Origin of the sequence: Lachnospira pectinoschiza, from assembly GCF_020564355.1 — a bacterium.
Lineage (GTDB): Bacteria > Bacillota > Clostridia > Lachnospirales > Lachnospiraceae > Lachnospira > Lachnospira intestinalis.
This window is the reverse complement of record NZ_JAJCRR010000001.1, coordinates 262,690-284,601: the sequence shown is the minus strand read 5'-3', so window position 1 is coordinate 284,601 and position 21,912 is coordinate 262,690. Positions and strand designations below refer to the sequence as shown.

General features: G+C 43.1%; 19 protein-coding genes. 3 read left to right on the top strand and 16 right to left on the bottom strand.

Going from position 1 to position 21,912, the window contains the following annotated elements:
- Nucleotides 1-3: 3 nt before the first annotated feature.
- From LI288_RS01450 to LI288_RS01390, 13 genes are all read right to left on the bottom strand, one after another.
- Nucleotides 4-2,778, bottom strand: coding sequence for a DNA translocase FtsK (locus LI288_RS01450; RefSeq protein WP_227089204.1), 2,775 nt, complete (start codon nt 2,776-2,778; stop codon nt 4-6).
- 117 nt (nt 2,779-2,895) lie between these two features.
- Nucleotides 2,896-4,530 (bottom strand): ABC-F family ATP-binding cassette domain-containing protein, encoded by a 1,635-nt coding sequence (locus tag LI288_RS01445; RefSeq protein WP_022433468.1) that lies wholly within the window; start codon nt 4,528-4,530, stop codon nt 2,896-2,898.
- Nucleotides 4,531-4,554: 24 nt separating this feature from the next.
- Nucleotides 4,555-6,057 (bottom strand): LCP family protein, encoded by a 1,503-nt coding sequence (locus LI288_RS01440; RefSeq protein WP_227089203.1) that lies wholly within the window; start codon nt 6,055-6,057, stop codon nt 4,555-4,557.
- 99 nt (nt 6,058-6,156) lie between these two features.
- The gene (locus LI288_RS01435; RefSeq protein ID WP_227089202.1) at nt 6,157-6,783 is read right to left on the bottom strand and encodes a methylated-DNA--[protein]-cysteine S-methyltransferase; all 627 of its coding nucleotides are present in this window, start codon (nt 6,781-6,783) and stop codon (nt 6,157-6,159) included.
- A gap of 216 nt (nt 6,784-6,999) precedes the next feature.
- Nucleotides 7,000-7,638, bottom strand: a complete 639-nt coding sequence (locus LI288_RS01430; RefSeq protein ID WP_022433471.1) for a bifunctional 4-hydroxy-2-oxoglutarate aldolase/2-dehydro-3-deoxy-phosphogluconate aldolase — start codon at nt 7,636-7,638, stop codon at nt 7,000-7,002.
- Between the two features lie 192 nt (nt 7,639-7,830).
- Nucleotides 7,831-8,469 (bottom strand): methyl-accepting chemotaxis protein, encoded by a 639-nt coding sequence (locus LI288_RS01425; protein WP_022433473.1) that lies wholly within the window; start codon nt 8,467-8,469, stop codon nt 7,831-7,833.
- A gap of 90 nt (nt 8,470-8,559) precedes the next feature.
- Nucleotides 8,560-9,936 carry a DNA repair protein RadA gene (gene radA, locus LI288_RS01420; protein WP_227089201.1) on the bottom strand — a complete coding sequence of 459 codons (1,377 nt, stop codon included), beginning with the start codon at nt 9,934-9,936 and terminating at the stop codon, nt 8,560-8,562.
- 101 nt (nt 9,937-10,037) lie between these two features.
- Nucleotides 10,038-10,451, bottom strand: coding sequence for a hypothetical protein (locus tag LI288_RS01415; RefSeq protein ID WP_022433475.1), 414 nt, complete (start codon nt 10,449-10,451; stop codon nt 10,038-10,040).
- Nucleotides 10,452-10,544: 93 nt separating this feature from the next.
- Nucleotides 10,545-13,001, bottom strand: a complete 2,457-nt coding sequence (locus LI288_RS01410) for an ATP-dependent Clp protease ATP-binding subunit (protein WP_227089200.1) — start codon at nt 12,999-13,001, stop codon at nt 10,545-10,547.
- A 16-nt stretch (nt 13,002-13,017) separates the two neighbouring features.
- A complete protein-coding gene (locus LI288_RS01405; protein ID WP_022433477.1) occupies nt 13,018-14,049 on the bottom strand; it encodes a protein arginine kinase in 1,032 nt (343 codons plus the stop codon).
- A complete protein-coding gene (locus LI288_RS01400) occupies nt 14,042-14,572 on the bottom strand; it encodes a UvrB/UvrC motif-containing protein (protein ID WP_022433478.1) in 531 nt (176 codons plus the stop codon). Before LI288_RS01400 ends, LI288_RS01405 begins: the two co-directional genes overlap by 8 nt.
- A gap of 14 nt (nt 14,573-14,586) precedes the next feature.
- The gene (locus LI288_RS01395; RefSeq protein ID WP_022433479.1) at nt 14,587-14,970 is read right to left on the bottom strand and encodes a GntR family transcriptional regulator; all 384 of its coding nucleotides are present in this window, start codon (nt 14,968-14,970) and stop codon (nt 14,587-14,589) included.
- A gap of 34 nt (nt 14,971-15,004) precedes the next feature.
- Nucleotides 15,005-16,567, bottom strand: coding sequence for a putative polysaccharide biosynthesis protein (locus tag LI288_RS01390; RefSeq protein WP_022433480.1), 1,563 nt, complete (start codon nt 16,565-16,567; stop codon nt 15,005-15,007).
- A gap of 150 nt (nt 16,568-16,717) precedes the next feature.
- On the opposite strand from LI288_RS01390, the gene LI288_RS01385 reads away from it, so the two are divergent.
- Entirely contained in the window at nt 16,718-16,963 is a 246-nt protein-coding gene (locus LI288_RS01385; protein ID WP_022433481.1) for a hypothetical protein, read from the top strand.
- An 84-nt stretch (nt 16,964-17,047) separates the two neighbouring features.
- Here LI288_RS01385 and LI288_RS01380 read toward each other — a convergent pair whose 3' ends face one another.
- A complete protein-coding gene (locus tag LI288_RS01380) occupies nt 17,048-17,296 on the bottom strand; it encodes a hypothetical protein (protein WP_022433482.1) in 249 nt (82 codons plus the stop codon).
- A gap of 59 nt (nt 17,297-17,355) precedes the next feature.
- Between LI288_RS01380 and LI288_RS01375 the strand changes: the two genes are divergently transcribed.
- Nucleotides 17,356-18,048, top strand: a complete 693-nt coding sequence (locus tag LI288_RS01375; protein ID WP_227089199.1) for a hypothetical protein — start codon at nt 17,356-17,358, stop codon at nt 18,046-18,048.
- Nucleotides 18,049-18,065: 17 nt separating this feature from the next.
- Complete coding sequence (locus tag LI288_RS01370; RefSeq protein WP_227089198.1) at nt 18,066-18,305, top strand: hypothetical protein; 240 nt, start codon at nt 18,066-18,068, stop codon at nt 18,303-18,305.
- An 87-nt stretch (nt 18,306-18,392) separates the two neighbouring features.
- Here LI288_RS01370 and metE read toward each other — a convergent pair whose 3' ends face one another.
- Nucleotides 18,393-20,669, bottom strand: coding sequence for a 5-methyltetrahydropteroyltriglutamate--homocysteine S-methyltransferase (gene metE, locus LI288_RS01365; protein WP_227089197.1), 2,277 nt, complete (start codon nt 20,667-20,669; stop codon nt 18,393-18,395).
- Nucleotides 20,670-20,898: 229 nt separating this feature from the next.
- Nucleotides 20,899-21,801, bottom strand: a complete 903-nt coding sequence (locus LI288_RS01360; protein WP_227089196.1) for a LysR family transcriptional regulator — start codon at nt 21,799-21,801, stop codon at nt 20,899-20,901.
- Nucleotides 21,802-21,912: the final 111 nt, after the last annotated feature.

Genomic DNA, 21,912 nt, shown 5'->3' with positions numbered 1-21,912 from the left:
CATTTATGTATTTTGTTTTAAATATGTTTCAAATTCTTCCGGTGTCATCAGGACTTTTCTCGGTTTTGTACCAACCTCCGGTCCTACAACACCTGCATCTGCAAGCTGATCCATAATTCGTGCCGCGCGGTTAAAGCCAATTTTATAATAACGCTGTAACATGCCAATCGAGCCTTTTTCTTTTTCGATGATAAACCGTCCCGCTTCTGCAAAATAAGAATCCTTCTCACTTGCTGTATTATGTGCATTCTGTGACTGGGTCGATGTAATGCTTTCACTCACCGCCTCATCATAGACAACTTCCTGTGAATTTTCCTTTAAAAAGTCTACAACTCTTGATACTTCATCATCCGATACAAACGCGCCCTGTACACGCACCGGCTTTGGATAACCGGACGGGAAAAAGAGCATATCGCCCTTTCCTAAAAGCTTTTCCGCACCGTTCATATCAATAATGGTTCGTGAATCGACACCTGATGATACCGCAAATGCGATTCGTGACGGCACATTTGCCTTAATCAGTCCCGTAATGACGTTGACGGATGGTCTTTGCGTTGCAATTACTAAATGGATTCCCGCCGCTCTGGCAAGCTGTGCCAGACGGCAGATTGCATCTTCTACCTCGCCCGGCGCTACCATCATCAAATCCGCAAGCTCGTCGATAATAATGACAAGCTGTGGCATTTTCTGTGGCGGTTCTTCACCTTCCGGTACTTCCATTTTCGCAATCTCGTCATTGTATCCCTTTAGGTTACGCACACCCATCTGCGCAAACTTTTTATAGCGGTCCGTCATTTCATTGACTGCCCAGTTTAATGCACCCGAAGCTTTCTTCGGGTCAATGACTACCGGTATCATCAGATGCGGGATGCCGTCATATACCCTTAACTCAACCATCTTCGGGTCAATCATAATCATCTTGACTTCTTCCGGGTCTGCTTTGTATATAATACTCATGATAATCGTATTAATGCACACCGATTTACCGGAGCCTGTCGCACCCGCAATCAGCAAATGCGGCATTTTCGCAATATCCGCTACAATCGTCTTTCCCGCAATATCCTTTCCGACTGCAAATGTAATCGGCGAAGCACTCTTTTCAAAGGCTTCCGATTCTAACAGTTCCCGGATAGAAACACTGCCGGCGACTTTGTTCGGAACTTCAATACCAATCGCAGCTTTTCCCGGTATCGGTGCTTCAATACGGATATCCGCCGCCGCAAGATTTAACTTAATATCATCGGAAAGCGATACAATCTTACTGACCTTCACACCCTGTTCCGGCTGTAATTCGTAACGTGTAACCGCCGGACCGCAGCTGATGTCTGTAATCGTTACCTTGACCCCAAAATTCTGTAAGGTCTGCTGCAGGCGCAGCGCCGTTGCCTTGTTTTCCCTATCCTGTGAGCCGCCCTGCTTTGATGAAGCCTGATTTAATAAGGACAGTGGTGGAAACTGATACCGTTGGACTTTCGTGTGCGGCTGTCCTGATACCCCGGCTGTTTCTTCTGCATGTCCCATAACCTCTGGCTCCGGATATTCTGCATTTTCCGCTTCGTAGCCGTCCTGCTCCATATCCTGCTCAACCGTTTCCTCGGGCAGTGCCTGTTCGTATGCCTCATAGGCAGACGGTTCACTGCCATTCTCTGCATATGCGTCAGGATACATTTCCGGCTCCTGATATTGTCCTGTCATCTGCTCCAGACGCTCAGACAGACCATGAATTGTTTCATCCGGCATGCTTTCCGTTTCCACCGGATTAATCATTTCTTCTTCCGGTTCTTCGGTTAAAATGCTCTCCAGCTCATAATCATATGCCTGTTCCTGCTGCTGGACCGGACTGTAAATATCTCCACTGTATTCATCTTCCCTCTGTGTATCCACAACAATTTCATGAATATCAATCGGATTATCCGGTTCTGCCGCCGTTTCTTTCGGCAGTGTTGTTGCACTTGTAATGCCGCGCGCCTTTTTATTCATGCGCGCCTGTGCTTTTTCTTCTTTTTCCTGTATCTTTTTTAACTTTTCTTCCCGCCGTCTGGCAAGATATTCTTCCTCCGACAGTTCCTCATCCGGCTTTCTTCTCTGTCTGTCTGCCGAATGTTCCCGGTACAAATCGTAATCCTGCTTTGCGGCATGCACCATTCTGCTTCCGCTTTTCTGCATTTTCATCACACCGCTGATAAATGATTTTTCCGTAATCACAATCAGACAGATGATAATAAGTAACAGCAGTACCACCATACTGCCAAACATACCGAGCGGCTTTAACAGCTTGCATAACATGCCACCAAAGAAACCACCTCCGGTATTATGCACCGCACTGTAGTGAAATATTTCCATTAATGTGCTTTCCGCAATATCCGGCCGGTTGCCAATCCGCAATGCCATTGCCGAAAGCAGAACCATCAGTATGTAAACAGCTGCTGTTTTTACTCTTGCAACTGCAATATATTCTCTGTTTGAAATCAAAAAAATCAGCGAAGCCGCCACGACAATCGGGAAAATGTATTCCATTACACCAAACAGTCCAAACATAAACCATTTGATCTGCACGCCTACGCTGCCTGCCAGATTAAAATTACTCAAAAGCAGGATAACAGCCACCGCAAACGATAGCAACACCAGCACTTCATCCCGCAGCTGGTTTGCCGCCTGCTGTTTTGCTTTGGTTGTCCGCTTTCTCTTTCCGGCAGAGGAAGTATTTTTCTTTACAGCCGTTGTCTTTGCCTTGTTTTTTGAAGACTTAGCTGTACTACTGCGTCCACCTGATGCCATTTAAAACTCCTCCATTTCGCATATTAGAATATTATATCATCTATCCCTCTTTTAGACAAGAAACCCCCGGCAGAAATGTTGTAAAATTCCTGCCGGGGCTATTCTTATTGTATATTTCTAATTGTCATCTTCTGCTGCTTCCGCATATCCCTGACGTTTTCTTGCCATTTCGTCATTTTCAAGATATTCGTCATACGTTGTTATCTTATCAATCAGCTGACCGCTCGGAACAATTTCCATAATACGGTTAGCCGTTGTCTGGATAAACTGATGGTCATGTGAAGTAAACAGTGCTACGCCTGAGAACTTAATCAGTCCGTTATTTAATGCCGTAATAGATTCCATATCCAAGTGGTTTGTCGGGTCATCAAAAATAAGTACATTTGCACCTGTAATCATCATCTTAGAAATCAGACAACGCACCTTTTCACCACCGGAAAGTACCTTTACCTTCTTAACACCGTCATCGCCTGCGAATAACATTCTGCCTAAGAATCCTCTGACATAAGTCGGATCCGGATCCGGTGAATACTGTGTCAGCCACTCAACAATCGTATCTTCACGGTTAAATTCTGCCGCGCTGTCCTTCGGGAAATAAGCGGTGTTCGTTGTAATTCCCCACTTAAATGAACCCTCGTCCGGTTCAAGTTCACCGGTTAAAATTCTAAACAGTGTCGTTGTTGCCAGTTCGTTTGAACCGACAAATGCAATCTTATCATCGTGGTTTACGATAAATGAAATGTTGTCCAGTACCTTTACACCGTCAATCGTCTTTGAAAGATTTTCAACCTGAAGCACTTCATTTCCGATTTCCCTGGATGGTCTGAAATCAATATACGGATACTTTCTGCTGGACGGTCTGATTTCATCCAGTTCAATTTTTTCCAATGCTCTCTTTCTTGAGGTTGCCTGCTTCGACTTAGAAGCATTTGCAGAGAAGCGCTGGATAAAGTCCTGTAATTCTTTGATTTTTTCTTCCTTTTTCTTGTTGGCTTCCTTCATCTGCTTGATTAAGAGCTGGCTGGATTCATACCAGAAGTCGTAGTTTCCGGCGTATAACTGAATCTTCGCATAGTCAATATCCGCAATGTGTGTACATACTTTATTTAAGAAATAACGGTCATGGGATACAACAATGACTGTATTTTCAAAGTTAATTAAGAATTCTTCCAGCCATGCAATCGCATCCAGATCCAAATGGTTTGTCGGTTCATCAAGCAGCAGGATATCCGGGTTGCCAAATAATGCCTTTGCAAGCAGGACTTTCACCTTTTCACTACCGTTTAATTCTGCCATCTGCTTATAGTGTAAATCTGTTGTAATACCCAGTCCGTTTAACAGCTGTGCCGCATCGGATTCCGCTTCCCAGCCGTTCATATCGGCAAATTCCGCTTCGAGTTCACTTGCCTTATTCCCGTCTTCTTCCGTAAAATCTTCCTTGGCATAAATTGCTTCTTTTTCTTTCATGATTTCATAGAGTCTTTCATTACCCATGATAACCGTATCCAGAGCAGTATACTCATCATACTTGAAGTGGTCCTGCTCTAAGAATGAAAGTCTTTGCCCCGGTGTGATGCTTACATCACCCTTGCTTGGCTCAATCTGACCTGTCAGAATCTTTAAAAATGTAGACTTTCCGGCACCGTTTGCACCGATTAAGCCATAGCAGTTTCCTTCCGTAAACTTGATATTTACATCTTCAAACAGCGCCTTCTTACCAATACGAAGTGTTACGTTATTTGCACTAATCATGTAATAAATCCTCCAAAAAATCTTTTATTTTGACTCTAAATATTCATCCATATCAAAGACTTCACCGTCTTTAATCTTATTCATCAGTTCAACCGCAGTCTTAACCGTAGACATATCCGGTTCCATAACCCACATTGAGCTGTAACCAAAGAAATATGACGAACCATGTGAGCTAGTTCCTTCTGCTGCATAAGACTGTACATTCCAGCCATTTGCGCCTTCCATTGTCAGTTTTACCATACTTGCGATATCATCATCGTCTAAGCTCGTCTGGAACAGGTTGCGGACTGTTTCAAGAACATTGCTGTAATTATATAAAATAGAAGGTGATGTTACTTTGTCAATCAGTGCTTCAATTACAAGCATCTGATCCTGTCCACGCTGGTTATCACCTGCTGCCACAGACTGTCTTTCACGACAGAATGCCAGTGCTGCCTTACCGTTTAACTTATTCGGACCTTCTACAAAATGGAATTTCTCGTCACTGGTATCCGGGCTTGTATAAAATTCAATTTCTGAATTTACCGTAATACCGCCCAGTGCGTCTACAATTTCTTCCACACTTGTAAAATTCAGACGGACATAAAAATCAATATCCCAGTTATCATATAAGGTGCTCAATGTCTTCATGGATGCTTCCACGCCAAAGTTTCCGGCATGTGTCAGCTTATCCTTGCCGATTCCCGACTTTAAGGAATTGACATTGACATAGTAATCTCTCGGTGTATTAATCAGTAAAATCTGCTTTGTCTTCGGATTGACAACAATCAGAATATTCACATCGCTTCGTCCGGACTGATTTAATTCACCACATTCATCATTTCCTGAAAGATAAATGGTAAATGTATCTGTCAGTGTATTCTTTGTAATCACCGGCTTATCCAGTGTTGTTCTGTAATACTCATTTGCAATAACTTTTGTCTTTTCCTCGAAATCAGGGAATTCTTCTTCCAGTGTCTTTACATAAGACTCATTTAAAATCATTGCCCCAATCTGCTTATTGTACAGTGCCTCGACCATCTTTGGCAGATCATTATAGGTCTTTGATGTAATCGTCTTATTCAAAGAAGTGTTAATACTCTGTACATATTTATCTGTATTTTCTCTGTCTAAGATTTCATGGTATCCAAAAATGTAATCCTTTGCATCTGCAATCGTCTTTGCTTCATCATCTTTTAATACATAAACGGAAATAACTTCTGTCTGCTCGTTGTTGCTGACATAATTCATTGCCTCTTTTGCCTGATAAATGTATAAATCACCGATTGCCAGTATTACTGCCAGCAACAGTGCTATGACTCTTGCGGTCCATTTTACCCAGCCGTATTTTAAAAACTGTAAATATAATGCCAACGCTGATAAAAGAATCAGCACTACAATAATAATCACTTCAATCTTTACAGGAAAAATGTTAATCCAGAACACCATTCCCACAAACGATACCGCTAATATAATCTGTATTACCGATACAATAATGCCTGTCCACTTTAACCATGCGGCTTCCTGTTTTACTTCTGTATCTGCCATCGTTTTACTCCTTCGATTTTTATTGATTTTTGTTTTTCAAAAGACAAAAAAACATAGAGTATATTATACATGATACTATTTTAAAAATCAATAATAATCCTAATTTTTCCAGCGATACTTTCCAAGGTCCACTCTGCCGTTTATCACTTCAATGCCGTCTGCTTCCAGCCGCTTTGCCTGTTCATCTGCGCCGCCGAATGCAAATGCCCCGGATAGTTCTCCCTTTGCATTGACTACACGGTAACACGGAATTTTTTCCGGATCGGGATTTTTATGCAGTGCATTTCCGACCGCACGTGCCATTTTCTTATCTCCCGCCAGTTCCGCAATCTGTCCGTAGGTTGCAACCGTCCCTTTCGGTATCTTTTGGACGGCTTCATAAATGCGCTTTGTCGGGCTGGCAGTCACCAGATCATAGCTTTCGGCAATCATGCGCCGTACGTCCTTATCCGGTATGCTTCCGTCTAAAATCACGGTATTCCAGTGTTCCTTATTCTGATGCCACCCCGGAATCACCGCCGTATATGTCTGCCGCCAGAAATCCCGCCATTCCGGGTCTGCCTTGACATTTAAATTGATAAAGCCGTTCCGCTCATATGTCCACAAAAATGCTTTTTTACTGCCCTTTACCCGGACCAGCTGCCAATTCGTATCATGAAACGGTGCTTCCTGATACGTATCCGGAAACGACAGCCCATATTCCAATACTTCTTTCCGTGTCTTCATAATTTCCCCTTTATCTGACTTTATTCGGTTTTATCTGGTTTTAAACCCATACCCTTACCTTTACCAGCAGGTTCAAAAAAACTTTACGATACAGCGGTGTGCTTCCTGCTGTTGTCCGTATCCCGCCGCCATTTAAAAATCCCTTCAAAAAAACTGCCAAAAGCCGTTCCTTTGAAGGGATTATAGTCATGTATTATCTGTTTTCAAGACTGCTGATTAGCCACGAATCTTCTTAACAAGAGAAACAGCTTCTGCTGTCATATCCTTAATCTTGTCAAATTCGCCAGCCTTAATCATATCGCCCTTAACCATCCAGCTTCCGCCGCAGCAGAAGATCTTGTCACATTCAAGATATTCTGAGATGTTCTTTGCGTTGATTCCGCCTGTAGGCATGATTCTTACATTTGTGTAAGCTGCACACATAGCCTTGATCATCTTTAAGCCGCCAGCTGCTTCTGCAGGGAAGAACTTCACTCTTGTAAGACCACGCTTAACTGCCTGAGCCAGTTCTGAAGGTGTAACGATACCCGGAACAACTTCGATGTTCTTAGAAATACAGTAATCAACGATTTCAGGGTCGAATCCTGGGCTTACGATTAAAGAAGCACCTGCTGCAACTGCACGGTCAACCTGTTCTGTTGTAAGAACTGTACCGGCTGCAAGTACCATATCAGGATAAGCTTCATGCATAACACGGATAGATTCCTCTGCTGCTGCTGTACGGAATGTTACTTCTGCACATGGAAGTCCTCCTTCATATAATGCCTTTGCAAGTGGAAGTGCATCCTTTACATCATTTAATACGACTACAGGAATTACTCCAAGTTCTTCAAATTTGTCTGCCATTGTACTCATAATAATACAAGCTCCTTTCTTATGTGGGCTGATTTTTGTGGACAGCCTCTTTCCTCTTATCACTATTATATACATTTTTTAGAAAATTGGAAGTCTAAATTTTCATTTTTTGCGATTGTGCTTTAATTAATACGTTTTCATGCATATTTTCACACCCCAATCAGCACTTTTTTATTATTTATTTAACTCTTTTTACGCCTTCAGCGCATTCTTTGCTTCATCCGTGATTTCTCTCTGATAAGCAATTTCGTTTTCAATGTTTCTTGCGACTTCGTTGGCAGCATATGCGGCATCTACAACCTGCTTTAACAGATTGCCGACACTGTCTGCCTTGCCCTTCTGTGCGGAAGCATTGTCATATACTTCATGCATGGAAGAAACGGTTTCTTTTACAGAGTGCTGTACCTGATTAATCGTATCTGTAATTTCCTTAGAAGACTTTGCGGACTGAGATGCAAGATTACGCACTTCGCTTGCAACTACCGCAAATCCTCTGCCGTGTTCCCCCGCTCTTGCAGCTTCAATAGAAGCATTGAGGGATAAGATATTCGTTCTGTTGGCAATGGAAGCAATGACCGATGCAAACTGCTCAATATCCGCAGACAGCTTCTCAAGCTTCTGAATCTTTTCGGATGATTCTTCCACAACTGCATTCAGCGTATCAATCATCTTTAAGATTTCTTCCACACTGCCGATACTTTCACGCACCAGATTCAAAGAGGTATCCGATGAATTAATCACATCAAACGCATCTTTTTCCAGCTTCTCCTGTGAATCATCCAGACCGTTTAAAATATTTGTCAAATTATTTACCAATGCTGTATTTTCCATATTTCCCACTTCTCCTTTTTATCCGGCACGGCAGTACGGTTTCTGCCACTGCTGCTGCCGGTTTGTTTTTTCCTGCTCCGTGTTACTATTTTATATCAGTTTCATCGCTTCACTTACATTACGAACACCAATAATATTTATTTTATCAGTTTTTCTGATACTTTTCAAGCATACTTGTGGAAGTATACACGTTTCAAAGCCCAGTTTGACTGCCTCGTTTACACGCAGCTGCGGCTGGCTGACCGCACGCACCTCTCCTGCCAGTCCGACTTCCCCGAAAATAATAGTTTTATCATCTACGCTTCTGTTCTTAAAGCTGCTCACCAGTGCCATTACAATGCCTAAATCCAGTGCCGGTTCATTGACCTTAATACCTCCCGCAACATTGACATAGGCATCGCTTCCCGATAAATGCACTCCGGCGCGCTTTTCCAGCACCGCCATTAAAAGGTTGACACGGTTATAATCCGTTCCCGCCGCCGTTCTTCGTGGCAGTCCGAAATTAGAATCACAGACCAGTGCCTGTACCTCCACCAGCATCGGACGCGTACCTTCCATCAGGCATACTACCACCGAACCGGACGCATTTTCCGGCTTTCCGCTCAGCATATATTCCGAAGGATTCTCCACTTCCACAAGTCCCTGCTCCTGCATTTCAAACACGCCGATTTCATTGGTCGAGCCAAAGCGGTTTTTCACACCGCGCAGCAGGCGGTAAGAGGCATTTTTATCGCCTTCAAAATACAGCACGGTATCCACCATGTGTTCAAGCATGCGCGGACCTGCAACAACACCTTCCTTTGTCACATGACCGACAATAAAAATGGAAATGCCAAGTCCCTTTGCAAGCTGCATAAGAACTGCCGTGGATTCCCTCACCTGACTGACACTGCCCGGCGCAGAACTGACGTCCTCACGGTACATTGTCTGAATGGAGTCAATAATTACCACATCCGGCATCGTCTTTTTCATCGTTTCTTCTATGATGTCCAGATTGGTTTCACATAAAAGCAGCAGCTTATCCGTAAACGTGCCGATACGCTCCGCACGCATTTTTATCTGTTTTAAAGATTCCTCGCCTGAAATGTACAATACATTTTTATCCATGTGGGAAAGATTTTTACACATCTGTAACAGCAGTGTCGACTTTCCGATACCGGGGTCACCGCCTACAAGCACCAGTGAACCGGCTACAATGCCGCCGCCCAGTACTCTATCCAGCTCTTTAATACCGGTTGACATCCGGTCTGTTTCCTTGGTATTAATATCCGCAAGCTTTGACGGCTCATTTTTCCCATCTGATACAATATGCACCGGCGCACCTTTGCCTTTTGCCGTCTTTGTCTTTGCTACCGGTTCTTCCGATGCCGTATTCCACTCACGGCATGCCGGACACTGTCCGAACCACTTTGCTGATTCATACCCGCATTCTTTACAAAAAAATGCGGTATCCCTTGCCTTTGCCATTTTCCCTTCTCACCTTCTTTAAAAAAGCTGCCGCACCAAGCCTTTCATTACCCGCTTGGTACAGCAGCCTAAAATTCGTATGCGCTACAGTTTTATTCAAATTATGCTTTTACAACATTGACTGAAACTTCTTTTCCGGCTTCAAACTCTACAGATAACACAAGCTTTCCGCCCATGTTCGTAGCCATCTTTCCAGCAGATTCCCCATCAATGGTAATCTCATATTCTGAACCTTCTTCCAGTTCCAGTGTAATCTGGGCATCTTCTGTACCCTCTACTTTAAAGCTTACACTGTCATCGGTTGCTTTAAAATGATTCACTGCTGTTCCCGGCACTGATTCATATACAAAAGAGCCGTTCTTCTCCAGCTTTGTAATCTCATTATAAGTCTTTACCTTATAAGAATCTCCACAATGTTCAAAATCAGATACCTTTGACTTTGTATCTAACTGATAATTACCAAAACTTAAACTTCCGTCCTGTTCTGAACGAATCAGTTCTTTTACTACTGGCATGTTCTGTCCTCCTATCATATGTTCCGTAAATCTTTTTGGTGTTTACATTATACAATAATCCGACAAATTATGCTAGTAGTTTTGGCAATTTTTCTACTTATTCAGTCCACGTTTTAATCCAAAATGCAGCTTTCCGTCTTTTACCGTTACTTTTACACGGCTGCCCTGTCCTGCTTTTCCCTGTAAAATCTGTTCTGCGAGCGGGTCTTCAATCTCATTCTGGATAGCCCGGCGCAGCGGTCTTGCCCCGTACTTGGAGTCATATCCTTTTTCCACGAGATAATTCTTTGCTTGCTCATCTAGCTCAATGGACAGCTTCATCTGTTCGAGTGTCCTCTTGTTGACGGTCTGCATCATAATATCTACAATCTGACCAATCTGCTCTTTTCCCAATGTATGGAAGACGATAATTTCATCAATACGGTTGATAAACTCCGGTTTAAAAATGCGTTTTACCTCGTCCATAACTTTACCCTTCATGTCTTCATGGCTGTGTGCTTCATCATTGACGGAAAGGAAACCGAGTGTCTTTGGTGTAACGATATTTTCCGCACCGGCATTGGATGTCATAATAATAACTGTATTTTTAAAATCAACAACGCGGCCTGTAGAATCTGTAATATGTCCGTCATCTAATACCTGTAACAGCACATTAAATACATCCGGATGTGCCTTTTCCACCTCGTCAAATAAAACAACGGAATACGGATTTCTGCGTACCTTTTCACTTAACTGTCCGCCTTCGTCATAGCCGACATATCCCGGAGGTGAACCGATAAGCTTTGATACGGTATGCTTTTCCATAAATTCGGACATATCAACACGGATTAACGCATTTTCACTGCCAAACATCGCATCGGCAAGCGCCTTTGAAAGTTCTGTTTTTCCGACACCGGTCGGTCCTAAGAATAAGAACGAACCAATCGGACGGTTCGGGTCTTTTAAACCGACTCTGCCCCTGCGGATTGCCTTTGCAACAGAAGCCACTGCTTCTTCCTGTCCGACAACGCGGTGGTGCAGTGTTTCTTCAAGCTGCATTAAACGTTCTGACTCTGCCTGTGCGATCTTTGTGACCGGAATCTTTGTCCACATTGCAACGACATCGGCAATTTCTTCTTCTCCGACAACAATCTCAGAACCCGTACGCTGTGTTTCCCATTTTTCTTTTAACTTTTCAATTCTTTCTTTTTTACGAAGCTGCTTTTTCTTAATCTCTCCGGCTTCTTCATAAGCTTCACGCTTAATCGCTTCTTCTTTTTCCGCTTCTAATGCCTTGATTTCTTCTTCTGCTTTTTTAATGCCGTCCGGCATGACATAAACCTTCAAACGCGCCTTAGACGATGCTTCATCAATTAAATCAATCGCCTTATCCGGCAGGAAACGGTCATTGATATATCTTTTGGAAAGTTTGACTGCCGCTTCAACAGCTTCATCTGTAATTGTTACATGATGATGTTCTTCGTACTTCGGGCGCAGACCGCGTAAAATCAAAACAGCTTCTTCCTCTGTCGGCTCTTCAACCTTTACCGGCTGGAATCTTCGTTCCAGTGCGGCATCTTTTTCAATATATTTACGGTATTCTTCCAGTGTTGTCGCACCGATTAACTGGATTTCTCCTCTTGCAAGGGACGGCTTTAAAATGTTGGAAGCATCAATCGCACCTTCCGCACCGCCCGCACCGATAATCGTATGCAGTTCATCTAAGAACAGCAGGACATTTCCGTCTGCCTTGACTTCATTGATCACGCGCTTAATACGTTCTTCAAACTCGCCGCGGTATTTTGAACCGGCAACCATTCCCGATAAATCCAGTGTAAGAAGTCTTTTTCCCTTAATTGTTTCCGGTACATCGCCTTCGACAATCCGTGCCGCAAGTCCTTCCGCAATCGCCGTTTTACCGACACCCGGCTCACCAATCAGACACGGATTATTTTTGGTACGTCTGCTTAAAATCTGAATCACACGCTGGATTTCTTCACTTCTGCCGATAACCGGGTCTAATTTGCCGTTTCTTGCAAGTTCTGTCAAATCCCTGCTATACTGATCTAAGGTCTGTGTGGATTTCTTTCCGCGCGGTCTGCCATTCTGGAAATCTTCACGGTAGGAATTGGCATCCTCGCCCATTGCCGCAAGCGTATCCACATACAGCTTCTTTATCGCAACGCCGAGTGTATTTAACAGTCTTGCCGCAACACTCTCTGTTTCTTTAATAATCGCAATTAGCAAATGCTCCGTTCCGATACTTTCCGCATGAAAACGTGCTGCCTCCTTTGCTGAATTTTCCAAAATGCGGCGTACACGCGGCGTATAGCCTGACGGTTCTTTTACGCCGACCTGATTATCCGGTGCAATCAGCTGATAGACGAGGTTGATAATTTTTTCCGCTGTGACATCGTTATTTAACAACACGGTTGATGCCAGGCTGTCTTCTGCCTGAATCAGTCCGATTAACAAATGTTCCGAACCGATATAGCCATGCCCCAGCATTGCTGCTGTTTCTGCCGCATGGTCAAGCGCTTCCTGCGCCTTTTTTGTAAATCTGCTCTGCATATTTTTTCTCCTCACTTTATTCAATTGAAGGTAAATTTTCCCTGATAAACTGCGCCCGCATCACATCGGTTTCTTCCTCTGTAAGTTCCTGTGATGCAAGCATTTCAAGATTGCCCGGCTGAATCCCTATCATCAGCTGGTAAATCGCATAATCTCTCTCATCCGGCGTTTTTACAAGCCCCTCCGCCAGACCGAGCCGTAACTGTGAAAGCAGTACCAGCCCGTCTTTTAATGATACCTTCCTTGCATATTTTAAAATGCCGTAAGAACGGTAAATGCCGTCCAGCACGGAAATCTTTTGTTTTTCTTTTAAACGGTTTCTTAAAATCCGCTCCTGTGTGACAATCTGCTGCACAATGTTGGTAATATTCTCAATCAGTTCTTTTTCCGTAACGCCCAGCGTAATCTGATTGGATATCTGATAAATATCCCCCGCAGACTTATTGCCGTCCGAATAAACGCTGTGCATGACCAGTCCGAATCTGCCAATTTCCGCCGCAATACCCTGTATTTTATTATTCCATGCAAGCGCCGGAAGGTGACACATATAAGACACTCTCATGCCTGTTCCGACATTGGACGGACAGGTTGTCAGATATCCGTACTGCGTATCATACGCATACGGAAGCACCGCACCAATACAGTCATCTATATGGTCTGCCGCCTCATAGGCGCGCTCCATATCCATTCCTGCACGGTATGCCTGTATGCGGATATGGTCTTCCTCATTTAACATAATGGACAAATCTTCATTCGATGATACAAATCCGCCTGCGACGCTCTGACTTAATAAAAACGGACTGATGACATGACGTTCTTTCATTGCTTCGCGCTGGACTTCTTCCAGATTCTCAAAATGATACTCGTGAAAATCTTTGAATTCCGGCAGAACACGCAGCTTTTGTGCCGCCTCGCCAATCATTTTATGCGCATCCGGTGTATCCAGTTTTAATGAAAAATTATAATCCTTTAAATTTCTTGCAAGGCGCACCCGGCTGGAAATGACCACATCACCCTCCGGTCCGTTCTGCTCAAACCATCTAAGCATTATGCTCCTCCTTTGCCTGTAATGCCTTAATTTCGTCACGGTATTTTGCCGCCGCTTCAAAATTTTCCAGCATGACGGCTTCTTTTAACCGGAGCTTCAAAGCTTCTATATCCTGCTGTTCCTGCTCCTGTTTTGTTTCAGGCTGCATTTTTTCTTTTGTGTAAGTCTTGCCGGTATGGGTATCACTGCCGTGAAGCTTTTTCATATGGTCGCCAATCAGCGGACCGAATACATCGATACACTCTGCACAGCCAAACTTTCCCACCCTCGTAAATTCTTCATACGTCATGCCGCATTTCGGACAGCGTACATACTGCAATGGATTTTCTCCCTGTTCCTGCGTCTGTCCCGCCGCAAGCATACCTGTCAACAATTTCACAAATGGAACTTCATTGGAAGCATATCCCATCATTTCCATCTGTGCCGCACATTCTTTACATAAATGGTGTTTCTGCACTCTCCCATTCATAATCTCTGTAAAATGTACGGTTGCTTCTCTTTCTTTACAGTTCTCACACAACATATGCTTCTCCATTTCTATAGTCTGCCACTGTCTTCCATTTCTGATATGACACCGTCTACAATTCCATGAATTTCTTCCGCGCTCATGCCATTACATTTTGCGCGTGCAATAATCTGGCGCAAATCCTTTGTCATGGACTCGATTGCTTTTCTCTTATCCAGTCCAAGATTGACCACTGCGCCCCGCCTTTTATCCAGTGTAATATAGCCTTCCTGACGAAGCAGTGCATACGCCTTATTGACTGTATGCATATTAATCCCTGCATATTCTGCCATCTGACGCACGGACGGCAGGGACTCGCCCTCTTGCAGCTTTGACACGGCAATCGCCTCCACAATCTGATTACACAGCTGCATATAAATTGCCTCGCTGCTGTCAAAATCAACCGTTATCCACATATACTCCTCATTCCGCAGGCATTTTAATGCCTATTTAATACCACTTCTTCTTTTTTGCCACAAACAGCGGTCCGAAATAAAAGATTCCCGCCGCGATAAATGCTGCCATTAAAGAAAGGATATTAGAAGCTGTTAATTTTATCATTCCGTCATAGACAAGTCCTGCTGCCACGCCCATAATCAGAGCACACACAGCCGGAACAATAAAGGTCTGACGGTATTCCATCCGGTATCCGATATGTCTATATAATGAAATTATATTTAATATGAAAATAATAATCGGAAAACTTGCGTTACCTATTACTATAGCATAAATTCCCAGTCTTGAAAACTTTAACAGCACAAATACCAGAATAATATGCACAACCAGTGAAATGCAGGAGTGCTTTACCGGCGTACTCATCTCGTCAATGCCCTGCAAAGCCGAACTGGTTACGGTAGACAATGTATAAAATACTACGGCTATCGCACCGATTTTTAACATCATGCCGCCCTGCGTGCTGTCATATCGTGCAAACAGCAGTTGGATAATCGGTTTGCCGAGAACAAACAATCCGACAAAAGACGGAATTGCAATAAACATATTGGTCTTTAACGTTTCTTTTATCTTTTTGCGCACTGCACCGATTTCGCCCTGTGTGTACGATGCCACAATACTCGGTAACATTGAAGCCGACATCGCGGAAGCGACACCCTGCGGAATACCGATTAATAAGCTGTAACTGGAATTAAAATTACCCATATCGGTCGTAATGCTCTTTGTAATATCGGTGCCAATCATCATATTACTAAACATCATATCATCAATGACCGCACTAATCTGGTAAAACGTCTGTCCTAAAATAATCGGAATCATTGTAAGTGCAATGGTTCTGTAAATATCCCTGTCATACTGTCTTTTACTGACTCTGTCCTTTGCCACCATGCGTGCAAAGGTCGGACGGTATATCAGATACAGCACAATTAAAAAGATTAATGCTGTCAATGCCCCCATTGCTGTACCAAGTGTTGCCCCTGCCGCACCGTAAGCCGCCGTATTGGCTGATGACTGATATGCCTGAATGAGGAAATATCCCGCAAGAAGGCTGACTGCCGCATTGACAATCTGTTCTGCAATCTGTGAAACCGCAGTCGGAATCATTGTTCCCTGTCCCTGATAAAAACCTCTCATAACGCCTAAAATCGCCACAAAAAAGATGGTCGGTGCAAGAATCCTAAGCGGAATTGCCATGCCCGGAACACCTTTATAAAATACATTTTCGATAAAATCCGCTCCAAAGAATAATAAAAGAGCTGCGATACCGCCTGTACAGGTCGCAAAAATCAGCGCACACTTAAAAATAGAAGCTGCATTTTTAAACTGCTTTGCAACAAATTTTGCCGAAACCAGCTTTGACACTGCCATTGGCAGCCCATATGCCGACAGTACCAGCATAATATTGTATACATTATACGCCGCACCATAGATTCCGTTTCCGTCACTTCCGATAATATTTACCAGTGGTATCCGGTAAAACATTCCTATAATTCTTACCAGAATACCCGCCATGGCAAGAATCCCCCCATGCACCAGAAAGTTTCTTTTATTTTCAGACATTTTTTCTACCTTTCTTCAATCTTCCGTATTATTACTAGATAATATAACAAAGAAAAAAAGAATGCAATGAAATAATCCTTAAATATTGTGGAACACAAACAAGCCTCTATACATAAAATTGTATTGTAAATGAATTTTGGAGGAATCAAAATGAGTGATTTAGCAGCAACAAACTGTGGCGGATGTGGAGATTGCAATGGATTTGGAGGCAGCTCATGCTATTGGATTATTATCCTGCTCCTTCTTTGCAGCAGCTGTGGCAACGGATTAAACAACAACGGTGGCTGCGGCTGTGGCGACAACAGCTGCCTGTGGATTATCCTCTTACTGTTCTTCTGCGGCGGATGCGGCAACAACGGTTCATTTAACAACGGCGGATGTGGCTGCGGCTGCTAATCCGGTTAAAAACTGTCTGAACTGACGTTTATAAACAGTTTTCCCTGCGGCATCAGCCGCAGGGTTTTCTTTTTACTAAAACAGTCACTCTTCCTGTTTTTCATGGAAACACGCCATATCAATGCCGTAAACACTGGTTTCATCCGTTACAATCATGCGCTGTGGTTTTTCTTTCTTTATTTTATCTGTCTGTATTTTACTTTCCTGCACCTGCCCGCGCTGTGCTTTTCCTCTTTGCATTTTGGCTGTCTGTACCGGATTTTTCTGCAATGAATTCCACGGTCTGTCCATATCTTTTTCCTCCACATATAAATCTGCTATTATTATATTCATACATTTTTCTCCATTGCATATACTATTACTATATTGAGTGACGGCAGAATGGAGGAAACATGGCAAAAGAATTACCTATCACCGAATTTGACCTGCGCACCGTCGATGAATCCACACAAATGTTTAAAGCAATGATTCCTTTTCTGGATTATCAGCTGCAAAAGCCCCTTTCTTTAATAATCCGCATGAATGAATTTTCACAGACACTGCGTTTTTATAACCGTTCTCCGGGAAACCCTGCAATCCGGGGGCAGAGCAGCCATGCCTACATAAATTCCATCAATGACATTTTTACCAATGACGACTTTTTAAATACGGTAATGCCTTACTGTCCTGAAAAATATGCCGCAATGATTGAACAGTTCCGCAGCTTTTCAAAGGTGTCCGAAATGATGAATCTGTTTCAGTCCTTTGATGACGGCGCCGATTTATTCAACAATCCCATTATTCTGAATATGATGAATCAGACTGTCAATACTACAAATAATACCGCAAATTCCAAAAATTCCAAAGACGGCAATACCCCCGGCAAAACTGACGTCAAAGCCCCACCGCCAAAAAAAACTCCGGCAGACGGTGCACAAAATGAGCCAAATGTTTCTGCCGACACTACCGGCATGCCAAAAAGCCAGCATACTTCCGGCACAAAATCCTCTGCCCCTCCCACAGGTCTTTTAAATATGCTTCTGACCCCGGAGCAGCAGAAACAATACGATACCTACATGAAAACGCTGTCTGATTTTAATTTGTAAAAGAAAGGAAATAAACGATGTCTGAACTGGATTTTAAAAAGCAGCTTTTAATCAATGAATTTAAAACGCTTTCAAAAGGAAAAAGCAATGATGAAATTCTGCCGCTGATTCTTGCATTAAGCCGCAAGGCACAGCAGTCCGGCATTTCATTTTCTAAAGATGACATTTACCTGATTATCAACCAGGTCAAAGACGGTTTAACACCAAAAGAACAGCAGCTTCTGCCGCAGCTTTTAATGCTTCTGGAACAGCGCTGATACAACAAGCCGGAAACAGACCGGGATTTTCTCCCGGTTCTGCTCCCGGCTTGTTTCACTTTTTATTTGAAAGACAGTATCACACTTTTATTTACTGTGTGCCACCCGGATTTGTTTTGCCGCCTGCACCATATTGATAAGGCTTGCTTGTGTTTCGGGAATTCCTCTCGTCTTTAAGCCGCAGTCCGGATTGACCCACAGCTTATCCGGTTCAATCTGTGTCAGCATTTTTTCAAGTACCTGCACGATTTCTTCTACAGAAGGAACACGCGGTGAATGAATATCGTAAACGCCCGGTCCGACCTCTGTTTCAAAATGATTTTCACGCAGGGCAGAAAGAATCTGTAAATCCGAACGTGACGCCTCAAATGTGATTACATCGGCATCCATGGCATCAATCGCCGGAATAATATCTGTAAATTCACTGTAGCACATATGGGTGTGAATCTGTGTTTCCGGTCTGACACCGCTGTGTGTCAGTCGGAATGCCGGAATTGCAAAATCCAGATACTCCGTATCCCAGTCCGAGCGGCGAAGCGGCAGTTTTTCCCTTAATGCAGCTTCATCAATCTGAATCATGCGGATACCGTTTGCCTCTAAATCCAGCACTTCATCGCGGATTGCCAGTGCAATCTGTGAAATGGATTCTTTAATGGAAATGTCTTCTCTTGGGAAAGACCAGTTTAAAATCGTAACAGGGCCTGTAAGCATTCCCTTCATCACCTTATCCGTCAAGGACTGTGCATAAACTGACCATGCCACTGTCATCGGTTTTTCGCGGTATACGTCACCCCAGATGACCGGTGGCTTGACACAGCGTGTTCCGTAAGACTGAACCCATGCTTTTTCCGTGAAAAGAAAGCCGCCCAGTGCTTCACCGAAATATTCTACCATATCATTTCTTTCATATTCACCGTGTACCAGTACATCCAGTCCGATTTCTTCCTGCTTCTTTATACATTCCGCAATTTTTTTCTTATTAAATGCAGTATATTCCTGCTCGGTGATTTCTCCCTTACGAAATGCCGCACGGTTCTGCTTGACATCTTTGGTCTGTGGAAATGAACCAATCGTTGTTGTCGGAAACTGCGGTAAATGAAACGTTTCTTTCTGTAACTGCTGGCGTTCACTGCGCTTTGGCAGTCTGACATAATCTTTCTCAGTCACCTCTGACAGACGCTTCTTCACCGCCGCATTTTTACAATCTCTGTCTGCCGCAAAAAGTGCGCTGTTCTTTTTATATGCGCTCTCCTGCGTATAAGACGGATTTTCGGCAAATCCGCTTAATTCCCTTAACTCTGAAAGCTTTTCTTCTGCAAATGCAAAATAGTCCAGATACTTTTCTGAAAGTTTTGTTTCATGTTTTACCGTATATGGAACGTGCAATAATGAACACGATGTTGATAATACAGTCTGTATGCCCTTTCCTGTAAGCTGCTGTAACTGATTTAATGTCCGGTCATAATGATTTCTCCAGATATTCTTACCGTTTACAAGACCGGCAAAAAGCAGTTTGTCCTTCGGGAATCCGTACTTTTCAATTAAATGAACTGTTTCTTTTCCTTCAATAAAATCCAGTCCGATACCGTCAAACGGCAGTTCTGTCAAATCCTTATAATTGTCACGCACATCGCCGAAGTACGTCTGTAACAGAATCCGGACTGTCTTTTTGCAAGGCAGTACATTTTCATAAATTTTATGAAACAGTGCAATATCTTCTTTTGATAAATCACGCACCAGTGCCGGTTCATCAAGCTGAAGCCACATTATCCTGTGTGCCGCACATTTTTCAAGCACCTGCTGATATGCCGCGATCACCGCATCTGTAAAATCTTCTGCTGTTTTGCTGCCTGTATAACGGCACAGCTTTAACAGCGTATACGGTCCTGTAAGAACCGGCTTTGTTTCAATGCCGAGTGCCTTTGCTTCCTCATATTCTTCCCACAGCTTCTCTCCCACAAGCGCAATCTTTGTATCGTCCTCTGCTTCCGGCACAATATAATGATAGTTTGTATTAAACCATTTTTTCATTGCCAGCGCCTTTACGTCACCGGATTCTCCCTGATAACCGCGTGCCATTGCAAAGTATGTATCCAGTGCGGATAAATTTAATTCCTGATACCGCTTTGGCACAATGCCTAACAAAACGGCCGTATCCAGCACTGTATCATAAAACGAAAAGTCATTACATGGAATGTAATCAATTCCTGCCTCTTTTTGTACCGTCCAGTGTGTTTTTCGCAGTCTGCGTGCTTCTTTTAAAAGCTCCTCTGCTCCGGTTTCTTTTCTGAAATATTTTTCCGATGCAAACTTTAACTCTCTTAATGTTCCCACTCTTGGGAATCCGATAACCGATGTCTTCATTCTTTCTCTCCTTATTCTAAAATCCCTGCGGGCAGCTTTATCCGCCGTTTTTCTTTCATTTACGGACTTTATCCACAAATGTCGTATTTATGGATTTTATTATAAGAATGTCGGTATCATTTGTATAATACCTATAAATGTTATTTGTTCATAGCTTTAAACTATATCAAAAAATCTGAAACCACTTGTGCCTATACACCTCATGATTTCAGGCTTTAAATATGAAACTTTACGATTCCACGTATTTTTTCAACGCTTCCAGATAGGTCGCTGCCAGCCGGCTCATCATTCCCTTTTTATGCGTGATGTAGCCAACCCGCATTTCGCTTTCATCGGCAAGCGGCACAGCAATGATGTCTTTGCCGTTTAATTTTTTGTCAATGACACCACTGCACACTGTATAACCATTTAATCCGATTAAGAGATTAAACAACGTTGCCCTGTCACGCACACGGATATTTTTCTTACGCTCAACCGCCGAAAAAATTTCTTCCGAAAAATAAAACGAATTATGCTCTCCCTGCTCGAAGGACAGATACGGATACTGCTCCAGTTCCTCATTGGTAATCACTGCATTTCCCGCCAGCGGGTGCTTGCGGCTGATAAAAACATGCGGTCTTGCAACAAACAGCGGATGAAATTCCAGCTCGTGTGACTTTAAAATCTTACCAAGAACCGTTTCGTTAAAATCATTCAGAAACAAAATTCCTATCTCACTTCTCATTCTTGCCACATCTTCGATAATTTCATAGGTCTGCGTTTCCCGCAGACTGAAATCATATTCGTCCTGTCCGTATTCCTTAATCAAATCCACAAATGCATTCACCGCAAACGAATAGTGCTGTGTTGATACACAAAACTGTTTCTTTCCGCCGCTTCCGCCTTTGTATTTATCCTCCAGTATCGCCGCCTGTTCCAAAACCTGTCTTGCATATCCCAGAAAATCCTCCCCCTCTTTGGATATGCTGATTCCCTTATTCGTCCGGTTAAATATCGTGATATTCATTTCTTTTTCCAGCTCGTGAATCGCATTCGTCAGACTCGGCTGGGAAATAAACAGCCGGTTCGCGGCTTCTGTAATCGTCCCTGTATTTGCAACTGTAATTACATATTTTAACTGTTGAAGTGTCATTTTTTTACCCGTCCCATACTCATTTCTGTCATATCAATTTGATATTTATATCATATCAATTATAGTTTTTACTTATCCTTATTTCCATAGTATAATCGAGCGGAATAAAAA

What these genes read in the sequence shown, in the direction of transcription:
- LI288_RS01450 (WP_227089204.1), bottom strand. Translation starts at nt 2,778, where the DNA reads ATGGCATCAGGTGGACGCAGTAGTACAGCTAAGTCTTCAAAAAACAAG.
- LI288_RS01445 (WP_022433468.1), bottom strand. Translation starts at nt 4,530, where the DNA reads ATGATTAGTGCAAATAACGTAACACTTCGTATTGGTAAGAAGGCGCTG.
- LI288_RS01440 (WP_227089203.1), bottom strand. Translation starts at nt 6,057, where the DNA reads ATGGCAGATACAGAAGTAAAACAGGAAGCCGCATGGTTAAAGTGGACA.
- LI288_RS01435 (WP_227089202.1), bottom strand. Translation starts at nt 6,783, where the DNA reads ATGAAGACACGGAAAGAAGTATTGGAATATGGGCTGTCGTTTCCGGAT.
- LI288_RS01430 (WP_022433471.1), bottom strand. Translation starts at nt 7,638, where the DNA reads ATGAGTACAATGGCAGACAAATTTGAAGAACTTGGAGTAATTCCTGTA.
- LI288_RS01425 (WP_022433473.1), bottom strand. Translation starts at nt 8,469, where the DNA reads ATGGAAAATACAGCATTGGTAAATAATTTGACAAATATTTTAAACGGT.
- radA (WP_227089201.1), bottom strand. Translation starts at nt 9,936, where the DNA reads ATGGCAAAGGCAAGGGATACCGCATTTTTTTGTAAAGAATGCGGGTAT.
- LI288_RS01415 (WP_022433475.1), bottom strand. Translation starts at nt 10,451, where the DNA reads ATGCCAGTAGTAAAAGAACTGATTCGTTCAGAACAGGACGGAAGTTTA.
- LI288_RS01410 (WP_227089200.1), bottom strand. Translation starts at nt 13,001, where the DNA reads ATGCAGAGCAGATTTACAAAAAAGGCGCAGGAAGCGCTTGACCATGCG.
- LI288_RS01405 (WP_022433477.1), bottom strand. Translation starts at nt 14,049, where the DNA reads ATGCTTAGATGGTTTGAGCAGAACGGACCGGAGGGTGATGTGGTCATT.
- LI288_RS01400 (WP_022433478.1), bottom strand. Translation starts at nt 14,572, where the DNA reads ATGTTGTGTGAGAACTGTAAAGAAAGAGAAGCAACCGTACATTTTACA.
- LI288_RS01395 (WP_022433479.1), bottom strand. Translation starts at nt 14,970, where the DNA reads ATGTGGATAACGGTTGATTTTGACAGCAGCGAGGCAATTTATATGCAG.
- LI288_RS01390 (WP_022433480.1), bottom strand. Translation starts at nt 16,567, where the DNA reads ATGTCTGAAAATAAAAGAAACTTTCTGGTGCATGGGGGGATTCTTGCC.
- LI288_RS01385 (WP_022433481.1), top strand. Translation starts at nt 16,718, where the DNA reads ATGAGTGATTTAGCAGCAACAAACTGTGGCGGATGTGGAGATTGCAAT.
- LI288_RS01380 (WP_022433482.1), bottom strand. Translation starts at nt 17,296, where the DNA reads ATGAATATAATAATAGCAGATTTATATGTGGAGGAAAAAGATATGGAC.
- LI288_RS01375 (WP_227089199.1), top strand. Translation starts at nt 17,356, where the DNA reads ATGGCAAAAGAATTACCTATCACCGAATTTGACCTGCGCACCGTCGAT.
- LI288_RS01370 (WP_227089198.1), top strand. Translation starts at nt 18,066, where the DNA reads ATGTCTGAACTGGATTTTAAAAAGCAGCTTTTAATCAATGAATTTAAA.
- metE (WP_227089197.1), bottom strand. Translation starts at nt 20,669, where the DNA reads ATGAAGACATCGGTTATCGGATTCCCAAGAGTGGGAACATTAAGAGAG.
- LI288_RS01360 (WP_227089196.1), bottom strand. Translation starts at nt 21,801, where the DNA reads ATGACACTTCAACAGTTAAAATATGTAATTACAGTTGCAAATACAGGG.